At 74.8% G+C, this 13635-nt stretch carries 10 protein-coding genes and 1 pseudogene; 8 read left to right on the forward strand and 3 right to left on the reverse strand.

Annotation, left to right across the window (positions count from 1 at the left end; all coding sequences use genetic code 11):
- The gene (locus tag ACTWM8_RS05390; protein ID WP_446212814.1) at window positions 1-3243 is read right to left on the reverse strand and encodes a heavy metal translocating P-type ATPase; all 3243 of its coding nucleotides are present in this window, start codon (window positions 3241-3243) and stop codon (window positions 1-3) included.
- 215 nt (window positions 3244-3458) lie between these two features.
- On the opposite strand from ACTWM8_RS05390, the gene ACTWM8_RS05395 reads away from it, so the two are divergent.
- The 3 genes from ACTWM8_RS05395 to ACTWM8_RS05405 all read left to right on the forward strand — a co-directional run bounded on the left by ACTWM8_RS05395 (window position 3459) and on the right by ACTWM8_RS05405 (window position 7896).
- The gene (locus ACTWM8_RS05395) at window positions 3459-3656 is read left to right on the forward strand and encodes a heavy-metal-associated domain-containing protein (RefSeq protein WP_446212815.1); all 198 of its coding nucleotides are present in this window, start codon (window positions 3459-3461) and stop codon (window positions 3654-3656) included.
- Between the two features lie 22 nt (window positions 3657-3678).
- Window positions 3679-4755 (forward strand): flavin-containing monooxygenase, encoded by a 1077-nt coding sequence (locus ACTWM8_RS05400; protein WP_446212816.1) that lies wholly within the window; start codon window positions 3679-3681, stop codon window positions 4753-4755.
- 129 nt (window positions 4756-4884) lie between these two features.
- Window positions 4885-7896 (forward strand): AfsR/SARP family transcriptional regulator, encoded by a 3012-nt coding sequence (locus tag ACTWM8_RS05405; protein WP_446212817.1) that lies wholly within the window; start codon window positions 4885-4887, stop codon window positions 7894-7896.
- On the opposite strand, the gene ACTWM8_RS05410 is transcribed toward ACTWM8_RS05405, so the two are convergent.
- A complete protein-coding gene (locus tag ACTWM8_RS05410; RefSeq protein ID WP_446212818.1) occupies window positions 7893-8144 on the reverse strand; it encodes a heavy-metal-associated domain-containing protein in 252 nt (83 codons plus the stop codon). The genes ACTWM8_RS05405 and ACTWM8_RS05410 overlap by 4 nt on opposite strands.
- Before the next feature lie 135 nt (window positions 8145-8279).
- Here ACTWM8_RS05410 and ACTWM8_RS05415 point away from each other — a divergent pair, with 135 nt between their 5' ends.
- From ACTWM8_RS05415 to ACTWM8_RS05430, 4 genes are all read left to right on the forward strand, one after another.
- Window positions 8280-8411, forward strand: coding sequence for a hypothetical protein (locus ACTWM8_RS05415; protein ID WP_446212819.1), 132 nt, complete (start codon window positions 8280-8282; stop codon window positions 8409-8411).
- A 38-nt stretch (window positions 8412-8449) separates the two neighbouring features.
- Window positions 8450-9226: an ABC transporter ATP-binding protein gene (locus ACTWM8_RS05420; protein WP_446212820.1), complete on the forward strand. Its 777-nt coding sequence runs from the start codon at window positions 8450-8452 to the stop codon at window positions 9224-9226.
- Between the two features lies 1 nt (window position 9227).
- Window positions 9228-11756: an FtsX-like permease family protein gene (locus tag ACTWM8_RS05425; RefSeq protein WP_446212821.1), complete on the forward strand. Its 2529-nt coding sequence runs from the start codon at window positions 9228-9230 to the stop codon at window positions 11754-11756.
- A 90-nt stretch (window positions 11757-11846) separates the two neighbouring features.
- Entirely contained in the window at window positions 11847-12317 is a 471-nt protein-coding gene (locus tag ACTWM8_RS05430) for an N-acetyltransferase family protein (protein ID WP_446212822.1), read from the forward strand.
- Between the two features lie 448 nt (window positions 12318-12765).
- Here the strand turns inward: ACTWM8_RS05430 and ACTWM8_RS05435 are convergent, their stop codons facing one another.
- Complete coding sequence (locus tag ACTWM8_RS05435; protein WP_446212823.1) at window positions 12766-13005, reverse strand: tyrosine-type recombinase/integrase; 240 nt, start codon at window positions 13003-13005, stop codon at window positions 12766-12768.
- Between the two features lie 198 nt (window positions 13006-13203).
- Between ACTWM8_RS05435 and ACTWM8_RS05440 the strand changes: the two are divergent.
- Window positions 13204-13536, forward strand: a pseudogene (locus ACTWM8_RS05440) (FUSC family protein); the annotation flags it as partial.
- Window positions 13537-13635 lie beyond the last annotated feature (99 nt).

Genomic DNA, 13635 nt, shown 5'->3' on the forward strand with positions numbered 1-13635 from the left:
TCAGCGGGCGTCGACGGTGAACGGGACGGTGATCACGTGGCCGTCGGCGAGGCGGAACTGGCCCCAGAGCCGGTAGCGGCCCGGGCGGGGGAAGTCGGCATGCAGGTCTAGCTCCGGCCCGTAGGTCTGGCCGGGCAGGGCGAACACCGGCCGGCCGTCGGCGTCCTCGGTCTCGGCGTGCTCGTGGGCGAAGCTGTCGCCCGCCGCCGACATGATCACCACGTGCCCGGCGGCGGCGAGGTACGGCCGCAGCCCGGTCAGCGGCCGGTCGGTGGCCGCGTCGGCGAAGCGGTACGTGAAGCGGCTGCCGCCGACGTGGGCGGTCCCGTCCAGGGTCACCTGTATCCCGTCGACGACCTGCTGCCGCCCGGACACCGCCGGCAGTTGGTGGATGACCGCCGCGGGGTCGCCGACCGTCACCTCGTGCCGCTCCAGCACCTCGGTCAGCTCGCCCTTGCGCCGGAACTCGGTGTGGATGGTGTACCGGCCGGGCGTAGGGAAGGTCAGCTCGACGGCGAACTCGCCGGGCCGACCGGTCGGCTGCGGGTGGACGTGGGCGAAGGTGGCCAGGTCGTCGCGGACGGCGATCAGGTGCATCCACGCCTCGTGGCTGCGACTCACGTCGCGGATCGCCTGGCCGGTCACCGCATCGGTGACCCGGATCCGCAGCGTGGCGGGTTGGCCGGGCGCCACGGCGGCGGGCAGCCGGACGTCGACCCGGACCCCGGCGTCCTCGGCGTGCACCGGTTCGGTCTCGGCGGTCATCATGGTGCTCATCGCCGGCCGCATCGGCATGCCGGTGCCCTGGGTCCAGGCCAGCACCCCGTTCATGCCGCGCGCGGCGGCGTCGGTGCGGCTCAGCGCGGTGAAGCCGGCGCCCACGGCGAGCGCGAGCACGGCCACCCCGGTCAGGTACGCCCATTCGCCGAGCCGGGCGCCGAGGTGGGGCCGCAGCGCGGCGGCCGTCTCCGGGCGGCGGAAGCGACGCAGCCGCAGCGCGTTGGTGACCACGCTGACCGAACTCATCGCCATCGCGGCGGCCGCGAGGGACGGATCCAGCAGGATGCCCCAGGCCGGGTAGAGCAGCCCGGCGGCCACCGGGATGAGCAGGATGTTGTAGCCGAACGCCCACCCCAGGCTCTGTTTGATGGTGGTGACCGTACGCCGGGACAACGCGATGGCCGAGACGATGCCGCGCAGGTCCCCGCCGACCAGGGTGATGTCGGAGGCGGCGATCGCCACGTCCGTGCCGGTGCCGATGGCGATGCCCAGGTTCGCGCGGGCCAGCGCCGGAGCGTCGTTGATGCCGTCGCCGACCATCGCCACCACGGCACCGCGCTCCTGCAGGGCGGCGACCCGGGCGGCCTTCTCCTCGGGCCGGACGTCGGCGATCACGTTGTCGATGCCCACCTCGCGGGCAATCACCTCGGCGGTGACCGGGTTGTCGCCAGTCAGCATCCACACCTCCAGGCCCAGCGCCCGCAGCTGGGTCACCGCGTCCCGGGACTCGGGCCGCAGGGTGTCGGCGACCCCGACGACGCCGGCGAGCCGGCCGTCGAGGGCGACGTACACGGGGGTGCCACCGGCGGCGGCGACGGCGGTGACCTCGCTCGGCAGGGCGGCGACGTCGACGCCATGCCGACTCATCAGTGCGATGTTGCCGATGAGCACGCCGCGGCCGTCGACCCGCGCCTCGACGCCGTGCCCGGGCATCGCCGCGAAGGACTCCGCCGCCGGTACGGCGAGGCCGCGTTCGCGGGCGTGCCGGACGATCGCCTCGCCGAGCGGGTGTTCCGAGCCGGTCTCGGCCGCCGCCGCGTAGGCCAGCAGCTGGTCGGCGTCGACGCCGTCAACGGCGTGCACCGCGGTGACGTCGGGACGGCCGCGGGTGAGCGTGCCGGTCTTGTCCAGCACCACTGTGGTGATCCGCCGAGCCTGCTCCAGGGCGTCGCCGCCGGAGATGAGGATGCCCAGCTCGGCGGCCTTGCCGGTGCCGACCATGATCGCGGTCGGGGTGGCGAGGCCCAGGGCGCAGGGGCAGGCGATGATGAGCACCGCGATCGCGGTGCCGATGCCGAGGGTCAGCCGCCCGTCGGCCGGCCCGGCGACCGCCCAGACGGCGAAGGTGAGCAGGGCCAGCCCGATCACCGCCGGCACGAACCAGGCGGACACGGTGTCCACGAGCCGCTGCATCGGCGCCTTGGCACCCTGGGCCTCGCGGACCAGGCGGACGATCTGGGCGAGGGTGGTGTCCTGACCCACCGCGGTGACCCGGAACACCACCGAGCCGGTCCGGTTGACGGTCGAGCCGATGACCACGTCCCCGACCGTCTTCGTCACCGGCATGCTCTCGCCGGTCAGCATGCTCTCGTCCACGGTCGAGGCGCCCTCGGTGACCGTGCCGTCCACCGGCACCTTCTCGCCGGGGCGCACCCGGACCAGGTCGCCGGCCATCACCGCGTCCACCGGCACCTCGGTCTCGACGCCGTCGCGCAGCACCCGAGCGGTGCGCGGGCGCAGCCCGAGCAGCGCCCCGATCGCTGCGCCGGTCTGCCGGCGCGCCCGGGCCTCCATCCAGCGCCCGGTCAGCACCAGCGCGATGACCACCACGGAGATCTCGAAGTAGACGTGCAGCGGCAGGCCGAGCCGTTCGGCCACCGCCGGCCAGAGCGTGACGAAGGCGCTGTAGGCGTACGCGACGGTGGTGCCCAGGGCCACCAGGGTGTGCATGTTGACGCCGCCGTGCCGGGCCGCCGCCCAGGCCGCCCGGTAGAAGGGCCGGCCCGCCCCGAACTGCACCACGGTCGCGACGACCAGCAGCGCCGGCATCAGCCAGTCCATCGCGTCGATGGACAGCGGCAGGTACATCAGCACCATCATGGACAGGCCGGTGGCCAGGGTGAGCTGCCAGATCCGCTTGAGCCGGGTGACCTCCCGATCCTCGGCCCGGGCCCGCTCGGCGTCCTGGTCGGCGGCGCCGGGCGCCTGGGCTTCCGGAGCCGCGCCCGGCCGGTCGGCCGGGATCGTGGCCGTGTAGCCGGCCCGCTCGACCGCCGCGGTCAGCGCCGGCGGGCTCACCCGGGCCGGGTCGCAGACCACGCTCGCCGTCTCGCTGGCCAGGTTGACCTCGGCCTGTGCCACGCCCTCGACCCGGCTCAGCGCCCGCTCCACCCGCCGGACACAGGACGCACAGGTCATCCCGCCGATGTCCAGCGTGCCGGAGACGACCGTCGGTGTCGTCATCGCACTGCTCCTTCCGTACCGGGCGGCGCCGCCACCCGTCGCTGCCGCCCGCTGGCGCGGGTCGGTGTGGCCAACCTCCCGGCAGCCGCTGTCCGCCCGCTGTCCGCGGCCCGTCGGCCGCACCGAGGTACGCGACAGGGCGCGGACAGCGCGCCCCGGCACGGTTCGAGCAGCCGGGCCGCCACGGGGCGGCCCGCCGAACGAAGGAGTGCACCGTGAACCCGCTCGTCCTCTCCGTGCCGAACATCAGCTGCGGCCGCTGCGTCGAGGCGATCCAGGAGGAGGTCGGCCTGGTCGCCGGCGTCCGCGCTGTGGCAGTGGACCTGGCGACCCGTACGGTCCGGGTCGACGGCGACGCCGACGAGGCCGCCGTCCGGGCTGCCATCGGCGAAGCCGGCCACCAGGTCGCCTGACTGGACGAGGGGAGACGGACCGATGGACCTGGACACCGTGATCGTCGGGGGCGGTCAGGCCGGGCTGGCGCTCGGCCACCACCTGCGCCGCGCCGGCGTGCCCTTCGCGATCCTCGACGCGCATACCCGGGTGGGTGACGCCTGGCGGCACCGGTGGGACTCGCTGACCCTGTTCACCCCGCGCCGGTTCTCCGCCCTGCCGGGCCTGCCGTTCCCCGGCGACCCGGACGGGCACCCCGGCAAGGACGAGGTCGCCGACTACCTGGCCGGGTACGCCGCGCACTTCGACCTGCCGGTCCGGCTCGGCTGCCGGGTCACCTCGGTCCGCCCCGGCGCGGCGGGCGGCTTCACCGTCGACACGTCGACGGGGACGCTGCGCGCCCAGCGCGTGGTGGTCGCCGCCGGCGCGTTCCACACGCCCCGGATCCCCGACGTGGCCGGGAAGCTCGCGCCGCGGGTCGCGCAGCTGCGCAGCACCGCGTATCGGAATCCGGAGCAGCTGCCCGGCCCGGTCGTCGCGGTGGTCGGCGGCGGGAACACCGGGGTGCAGATCGCCGCCGAACTCGCCGACCACGGCCGGCGGGTGGTGCTCGCCGCCTCGGCGATCGGTCCGGTGCTGCCGCAGCGCTGGCTGGGCCGGGACATCTTCTGGTGGTTCTCCCGGCTGGGCAGCATGCGGCTGAGCGCCGAGAGCCGGCTGGGCCGCCGGATAGCTGCCCAGAACCCGGTCATCGGCACCGACGTCGCCGGGTTGCTGCGCCGGGTCGACCGGGTCGGCCGGGTGGTCAACGCCGCCGGTGACGAGCTGCTGCTGGCCGACGGCGGGCGACGCCGGGTGGACGCGGTGGTCTGGGCCACCGGCTTCCGCCCGCACTACGCGTGGCTGGAGGTGCCGGTGCTGGACGCGTCCGGCGCGCCGGTGCAGCGGGCGGGTGTGACGGACTGGCCCGGGCTGTACTTCCTCGGCCTGCCGTGGCAGCGCGCCCGCGGCTCGGCGGTGCTGGGCTGGGTGGGCCGGGACGCCGAGGTGCTGGCGGGCCGGCTGGCGCAGGAGCAGCTGGCCGCACCGGCCCGACCGGCGCCGGCCGTCCCGGCCTGATCGGAGCAGCTCACCGCCGTTTGGGTGATCGTTCCGAGCGCCCGCGGGACGTACCATGGGGCCCGCTCGGGCGGCCGCCCGGCGACCGGAGCGGGCTCCAGGGCAGACGCCGCAGCGGACGGGAGTGCGATGAGCCGGGACATCGGGCCCACCACGGTGAGCTTTGGGGTGCTCGGCACCGTCGAGCTCCAGGTGGCCGGTCGCCCCGCCACGCCCCTCGCCCCGGCGGTCCGCGCGCTGCTCGCCCGGCTGGTCCTCGCCGCGGGTCGGGTTGTCTCCGCGGACGCGCTGACCGACGCGCTCTGGGGCGACCAGCCTCCGGCCGACGTCACGAACGCGCTGCAGCTGCGGGTGTCCAAGCTGCGCCGGGCGCTGGTGGCCGCCGGGGCGGGCGGCGACCTGCTGGTCACCCGCGCCCCCGGCTACCAGCTCGCCGTCGCCTCGGACGCGGTGGACGCGTACCGCTTCGAACGGTTGCTGGAACAGGCCCGTGGCGCGACCACCGGCGACGGACCGGCCGCGGCGCTGGCCTGCTTCGACGAGGCGTTGCGGCTGTGGCGGGGACCGGCCCTGGCCGACGTCGGCGATGCCGAGTGGGCCCTCGCGGAGGTGGCCCGCCTGGCGGAACTGCGGCTGGGCGCGGTGGAGGACCGGCTGGAACTGCTGCTGGAGGCCGGCCGGCAGGCCGAGGCGGTCGCCGACCTGGAACGCCTGGTCGCCGCCCACCCGCTGCGCGAGCGACTGCACCGGCTGCTGATGTTGGCGCTCTATCGGGGCGGGCGGCAGGCGGACGCGATCACCGCGTACCACGCGCTGCGGCACCACCTCGCCGACGAGCTGGGCATCGACCCGGCACCCGAACTCCAGGCGCTCGCCGAGGCGATCCTGCGGCAGCAGGTGCCCGCCCCGGCACCGGCGACAGCGGCCGTCCCGCCCCCGGCTCGGCCGGCCGACCAGCCCCCCGCGGCACCGGCCCCGCACGCGCCGGCCCCCGCCCTCGGGGCGCCGCAGCGCGGCGACCTGCCGCGCCGGCTCGCCTCGGTCATCGGCCGCCAGGCCGACGTGCACCGCGTGCTCGACCGGCTGCGCGAGGCGCGGGTGGTGACGCTGACCGGACCGGGCGGCGTCGGCAAGACCACCCTCGCCCTGGAGGCGGCGCGCCACGCCGACGATGCCCTGGCCGACCGGGTGCACCTGGTCCGCCTGGCCGCCCTGCCGAGCGGCGCCGATCTTCCTGAGGCGGTCGCCGGCCAGCTCGGCGTGGCCGCTGGTGGGCCAGGCCCGGCGGCGACCGCCGCGTTGGTCGCCTGGCTCGGCGCCGACCGCGCGCTCCTGGTGGTCGACAACTGTGAGCACGTCATCGACGAGGCGGCGGAACTGGTCGAGCAACTCGTCGCCGCCTGCCCCGCGGTGACCGTGCTGACGACCAGTCGAGAGGCGCTGGCCGTACCCGGCGAGACGCAGCTCGCGGTGGCGCCGCTTGGCGTACCCGACGGGCCGGCTGATCTCGCGCGGCTCGGCGACAGCCCGGCGGTGGTTCTCTTCGTCGATCGGGCGCGGGCGGTGCGCCCCGGGTTCGTCCTCGACGAGACGACCGCGCCGGTTGTGGCGGACATCTGCCGCCAGCTCGACGGCATGCCGCTGGCCATCGAGCTGGCGGCCGCGCGGGTGAAGGCGCTGCCGCCCGGCGAGATCGCGGCACGGCTGCACGACCGGTTCGCGCTGCTCACCGCGGGAGCGCGGACCAGCGAGGCCCGGCACCGCACGCTGCGCGCCACCCTCGACTGGAGCCACGACCTGCTGTCCGAGGCCGAGCGGCGGCTGCTGCGCCGGCTGGCGGTGTTCCGCGGTGGCTGGGGCTTGGCGGCCGCCGAGCAGGTCTGCGCGTTCGACGGACTGGCCGCGGAAGAGGTCCTCGACCTGCTCTTCCGCCTGGTCGACCGGTCCCTGGTGGTGCCGGACCCGACCACCGGGCGGTTCCGGCTGCTGGTCACGATCCGGGAGTACGCCGCCACCCGGCTCGCCGAGGCGGGCGAGACGGAGACCGCCCGCGACCGGCACCTCACCCACTTCATTGAGCTGGCCGAGCGGTACGGTCCGCACGCCCGGACCGACGCGGACGCCTGGGCGCGCCTGACGGAGGAGCACGACAACTTCCGCGCCGCCGTCGACCGCTGCCTGGACCGGCGCGACGGGGTCGACGCCGGCCTGCGCCTGGCGGACGCGCTCTTCCTGTTCTGGAACTACGGCCCCCGGTACGAGGGGATCCGGGCCCTGACCGCGCTGCTCGCCGCCGGTGACATCGCGCCCGCCGCCCGGGCCGCCGCCCTGCAGCGGATCGGCTTGCTCGGCGTCTACTACCCCACCGCGCAGACCCGGGCCGCGGCCCGGGAGAGCCTGGTGGAGTTCGAGCGCCTGGGCGATCAAGTCAACACCGCGACCTCGCGGCTCGTCGTCGCGTGGGAGGGCCAGTACGACGGCGATCCGGACCGGTACCGGGCGATGGTCGCCCAGGCCCGTCGCGAGCGGGGCGACACCGACGACCCGTGGTGGCACGGGACGGTCCACTACGTCGAAGCGCTGCTGGATCTGCGGACGGGCGCCTTCGAGCGGTCCGCGGAGCAGTGGACCCGCAGCCTCGAGTGGACCCGGAAGGCCGGGGACCGGCTCCTGCCCGCCGGGATCCTGGCGCACCTCGGCATCGCGTTACGCGAGGCCGGCCGGCCCGACGAGGCGATCGCCACGCTCGAGGACGCGGCGGCGGAGGCCCGGCGAAATCCCTCCCCGCACGCGCTGGCCTTCACCCTCGTGCAGCTCGCACACGCCCGGCTGGACGGGGGCGATGCCGAGGGGGTGCCGGCGATGCTCGCCGAGGCGGACGAGACCGCCCGCCACAGCGGCAACCCGCGCTGCCAGGCCTGGGCCGCCTGGGGCCGGGCCCGGACCGCGTACGCCGACGGCGACGCGACCACCGCGGCGGACGAGTGCCGCCGCGCACTGGAGCTGCTCCAAGAGCGGGAGTTCCCGTGGGCGCGGTACCGGCTCTGGTCGCTGACCGCCGACGCGGCGGCCGCAGCGGGGCGGCCGCAGGAGGCGGATGCGATCCGGCAGGCCGCCGCGGACCTGGCGGCGGGCCGCTAACCGAGGCCGCAGTCCGGGCCGTCCGGACAGGGCGCCAGGCCGGCCCGGCGCAGGCTAGCCGGGTCCACCTCACCGCCCACGCGCAGCGTGCCGGCGGCCACGTCGAACTCCAGCGACATCACCCCGGACAGGTCACTCACCCGGCGGCTGACCGCGCGTACGCACCGCCGGCAGAGCCCGGGCGGCAGAGCCACCGTCACCACCCGCGTCGCGTCCGCGGGTGCGCTGGGGTCGTTCCGTTCCACCATGCCGGCCAGCCTGATCGCCGCCGCTGGCGGCGGCCTGTCCATTCGCTGTCCGCTCCCGCCCGGTCGACGGCCAGCGTCCGGACAGCACGGCCAGCGACTCTCCTCCTGTCACAGATCCCTGACCGAGGAGTTGCCATGAACCACCTGCTCACCGCCGAGCTGTTCCAGCTGGAGCACGCCGAGCTGGTCCGCCAACTGCGCCGGGACCGACACGACGCCACCGTTCGCGCGACCCGCACCCCGCTGCACCGCCGACCCGCCCGCTGAGCCACCCGCCCCCGGACGCACCAGCCAGGAGATCCCCAATGACCACGAGCACCGCCCCCGCACCCATCACCACCGTCGCCGTGCAGGCCCGGGACGTCGTGCGCACCTACGGCCGCGGCGACGCCGCCGTCCGCGCCCTGGACGGCGCCACCGTGTCCATCCCAGCCGGCCGGTTCACCGCGATCATGGGTCCGTCCGGCTCCGGCAAGTCGACGCTCATGCACGCGCTGGCCGGCCTCGACACCGTCGACGCCGGGCAGATCCTGCTCGGCGGGACGGACCTCGGCCAGCTGACCGAGCGGCAGCGCACCCTGCTGCGCCGCGACCGGATCGGCTTCGTGTTCCAGGCCTTCAACCTGGTGCCGACCATGACCGCGCGGGAGAACATCGTCCTGCCGCTCACCCTGGCCGGCCGCCGGCCCGACCCCGAGCGCCTGGCCCACCTGGTCGCCACCCTCGGCCTGACGGACCGGTTACGGCACCGGCCCGGGGAACTCTCCGGTGGCCAGCAGCAGCGGGTCGCGGTGGCCCGCGCGCTGGTCACCAGCCCGGAGATCGTCTTCGCCGACGAGCCGACCGGCAACCTCGACTCGCAGGCGGCCGAAGCGCTGCTCGGCTTCCTGCGACAGGCCGTCGACGAGCTCGCACAGACCATCGTGATGGTCACCCACGACCCGCACGCCGCCGCGTACGCCAACCGGGTGGTGTTCCTCGCCGACGGCCGGATCGACGGCGAACTCCACGCACCGACCGTGCCGGCCATCCTGTCCCACATGGCGCGCCTGACCGCGCCCGCCGCCACCGGAGGGAACTGACATGTGGCGCCTGACCCTGCGTACCACCCTCGCCCGCCGGACCCGGCTGGCGCTGACCCTGCTCGCGGTCGTGCTCGGCGTCACCTTCGCCACCGGCGGCCTGATCCTCACCGACACGTCCGGCCGGCTGCTGGACGGGCAGTTCCGCACCGCGACCGCCGGCGTCGACCTGACCGTGCGGGACGCGGTCGCCTTCGACTCCGCGATGGGTGTCGAGGTCGCCCGGGACCCGCTGCCGGCGGGCCTGCCGAAGCGGATCGGCTCGGTGCCCGGCGTGGCCGCCGCCCGGCCGCTGGCCCGCGGCCAGGGCCTGCTGGAGGTGGACGGCGAGCCGATCGTGCCGAGCGGCGCGTCCCTGCTGTCCTCCTGGCAGCCGGCGCCCGTGGGTGCGTTCACCGTCCGCAGCGGCCGGCCCCCGGCGGCCGACGACGAGGTGGTGATCGACGAGGACACCGCCCACGGTCACCGCATCCGGCTCGGCGACACCGTCACCGTCCGGGCGACGGACACCGCCCGGCTGCGGGTGGTCGGACTGGCCGGGTTCGGCGCCCGGGACGGCCTGCCGAACAGCACGGTCGCCCTGGTCACCCTCCCGTCGGCGCAGCGCCTCCTCCGGCTCGGCTCCAACGTCTCCGAGGTCGCGGTCGTCGCCGCGCCCGGCATCGCGCCGGAGGACCTGCGGGACCGGATCACCGCCGCGGTCGGCGGCGGTTACGAGGTCACCCCGAGCCGCGACATCGCGGCGGCCGGGGCGGCGGCCGCCCGGGACCAGCTCAGCTGGCTGCAGCTGGTGCTGCTCGCCCTGGCAGCGGCCGCCCTGCTGGTCGGCGCGTTCCTGATCGCCAACACGTTCTCCATCGTCATCACCCAGCGCACCCGGGAACTCGCCCTGCTGCGGGCGGCCGGCGCGACCGGCGGGCAGGTGCTGCGCTCCGTCCTCGGTGAGGCGCTGCTGGTCGGGCTCGCCGCCTCGACCGTCGGGCTCGGTCTCGGCCTCGCCGCCGCCACCGGCATCCGGAACCTGGCCGGGGCGTTCGGCGTACCGCTGCCGGAGGGCGGGCTGGTGCTGACCGCCCGTACCGTGCTGGTGGCGTTCGCGGTCGGCGTCCTCGTCACGGTCGGCTCGGCGGTCGGCCCCGCCCGGCGCGCGGCGGCGGTGACGCCAGTGGCGGCGCTGCGCGACACGGCCGCCGCCCGTACCGGACGGGTCCGGATGGTCGTCGGCGCGCTGGCCGCCGCGGCAGGCCTGGCCGCGACGGCCGCGGTGCTCGCCGCGGACGCGCCGATTGCGCTGCTCGGCGTGGCCGCGCTGGGCGCCGTCGGCGGGCTCGCGCTGCTCGGACCGGCCATTACCCCCGCCCTGGTACGCCTCGTCGGCCGGCCGCTGACCGCCGTCGGCGTGACCGGCCGGCTGGCCACCAACTCGGCGGCCCGCACGCCGCGGCGCACCGCGGCCACCGCCTTGGCGCTGGCCCTCGGGCTCGCGCTGATCAGCTTCATGGCCGTCCTCGGCACCTCGGTCAAGAGCTCGGTCCGGCAGTCGTACGCCGAGGTGATCACCGCCGACCACGTCGTGGAAAGCGCCCGCGACGAGATGCTCGGGGGCCTCTCTCCAGCCGTGTACGACCGGGTCAGCCGGCTGCCCGAGGTCGCGGTAGCGTCCCGGCTGCGTTATGGCCACTGGCGCGACGGGGACGGCACCCAGGCCCTCACCGCCGTGGACCCTGCGACGCTGCCGCGGGTGGCATCCCTGCACTTCACCGCCGGCAACCTGGCGGCGCTGGCCGGCGGGGGCATCGTGCTGGCCGAGCACGTGGCCCGGGACCGCGGCCTGGCCGTCGGGGACGAACTGCCGATGACCTTCTCCCGCACCGGCACCCGCGGGGTTCCCGTCGTCGGCCTGCTGCGGGACGGGGACGCCCGGGCACTGTCCACCGACTACCTCATCTCGCTCGACACCTTCGCCCGGCTCTACAGCGAGGAGATGGACGCGAGTGTGCTGATCCGGACCGCCGACGGGACGGACCGGGCCACCGCGGAGCGGGCGATCAAGGCTTCCTTGGCCGACACCCCTACCGCGCAACTGCGCGACCAGGCGGCCGCGGTCGCCGGCCGAACGCAGATGATCGACCAGGTGCTCGGCCTGGTGACAGTACTGCTGATGCTGGCCGTGCTGATCGCGCTGCTGGGCATCACCAACACCCTCGCCCTGTCGATCACCGAGCGCACCGCGGAGATCGGCCTGCTCCGGGCGGTCGGGATGACCCGTTGGCAGCTGGGCTGGATGATCCGGGGCGAGGCGGTGCTCGTCGCCGCGCTCGCGAGTGTGCTGGGGATCGCAGTGGGCGGCGGATTCGCCGTGGCCACGGTCCGCGCGCTCGGCCGGGACGCCCCGACCGTGCTGGCGGTACCGGCCGGCCGACTGCTGGTGCTGGTAGCCGTCGCCCTGGTCGCAGGCCTGCTGGCTGGTCTACTGCCCGCCCGCCGCGCCGCCCGGCTCGACGTGCTGTCCGCCATCGGCACTCCCTGACACCTCGACGGCGGCACCGGCCTCACCCGGCGCCGCCGGCCGTTGTTCTGAGCCGGCGCCGCCGGCCGTTGACCAGAGAAAGAGAGCATCATGAATGACACCGTTCACGTCCGTCCGGCCGAACCCGATGACGCGCCCGTCGTGCACACCCTGGTCCGGGAAATCGCCGCACACGAGGGGGACAGCGAACACGCCATCGTGACCGTGGACGAATGGCGTACGATACTCGGCCGCCCCGACGTCACCGTCCTGCTCGCCGAGCGTGCCGGCGAACCCCTCGGCTACGTGTCCGCGCAGCGCCGGCTGCACCTGTGGAGCGGCCGGGACATTCTTGCCCTGGACGACCTCTACGTGCGCCCGCACGCCCGGGACGCCGGTGTCGGACACTGGCTCATGGTCACGCTCGCCCGGTCGGCCGCCGCGGGCCGGCTCGCGATCCGGTGGGAGGTGAAGCCGGACAACGAGTCGGCGCAGCGGTTCTACCGCCGGCTCGGCGCGACGCTCTCCACCAAGGTGATCGCCGGCTGGCGTCCGGAGAGCTATCTTCCGCTGGTTGACTGACCGACCGATGCGGGACGCGGGTCCGTCCTGACGTGGCAGCGCTGCATAGGCCCGCCGCGGTGTGCCGCGGCGCCGTACCGAAGGTGACGCCCTGAGCATGATCCGCGACGCCGGTACCGGGCCTGCCCGGAGGGGTGCCGAGTTCCTCGGTCGGCACCCCTCCGGGAGGATCGGCCCGTCATGCTGTCTCACAGCCGTCTCACGGATGACCCGGGACGGGGCAGTACCAGCCATCATGGCTCGGACCGGGGGATGGCCGCTGAGCTGCGGATTGGACTTAGGCTGACACGCCTCGGGAAGCTTCGGCACACTGTCGGGCGCACTGGCAGTGTGGGGGTCAGGGGTTCGAGTCCCCTCGGCTCCACCCTTGAGACCAGGGCGTTCGTCAGAGATGACGGACGCCCTTTGTCGTTCCTGGCGGCGAAAGTAGCCAAGCAAGTAGCCACAGCTACTGCCCCTCGCCCCACAGCACGTTCTCCATCGCGTCGGCAGCCTGGACGAGCTGAGTGGGCATGACGTGGCGGTAGATGTTCATGGTGACGCCGATCTGGGAGTGACCGAGGAGCTCCATGAGCACCCTGGCTGGCACGCCCTGGGCGAGCAGGAGCGTGGCGGCGGTGTGCCGCAGGTCATGAAGACGGACCTTCCGCACCTGGCCCGCACACATGCCGCCCCGGCCACGCGCCATGCGGTGCCAGCTGCCTCCGACGCAACAGATTGCCGATCTCCAGCATCCAGGCTTCGCCGACACACGTTGATGTCGGAGAAGCGATGGGTTTCTCGGAGGTGAAATTTGGGGGGCACGGTCCGGGATGCCGCTCGGCAGAGTGCGCGGCGACGAGCCCGCGACGCGTACGACCGCCTTCGCACGTACGGGGTTGTAGCGGTGCAGGCGGGTCTGGCAGCCGGGCTGGCGTGGCTCATCGCGGACAATGTCCTGAACAATGCGCAGCCGTTGTTCGCCCCCGCCGTAGCCATCGGCGTGATAGCGGGAGCCATCGGCAATCGGGTCAGACGAGCGGGCGAGCTCGTCGCCGGGGTGGTCGTCGGGGCGTTCGTCGGACATTGGCTGATCCGGCTCATCGGCGTAGGGCCGGCACGAACGGGCCTTGTGGTGGCATTGGCCATATCGGTAGCAGTCCTGTTTCGGGGCGGCGGAGCAGCCATGGCGCAGGCGGGAAGCACGGCCTTGCTGCTGGGACTGGCGGCGGAAGGGCCGGATCTGGCGGTGCCGCGAACGGAGGGCGCTCTGGTCGGTGCCGTTGTCGCCATCGCCGTGGCGGTGCTGATCCTGCCGCTCAACCCGCTGCGTGTCGTA

It is taken from the genome of Micromonospora sp. IBSANI012 (assembly GCF_052814045.1).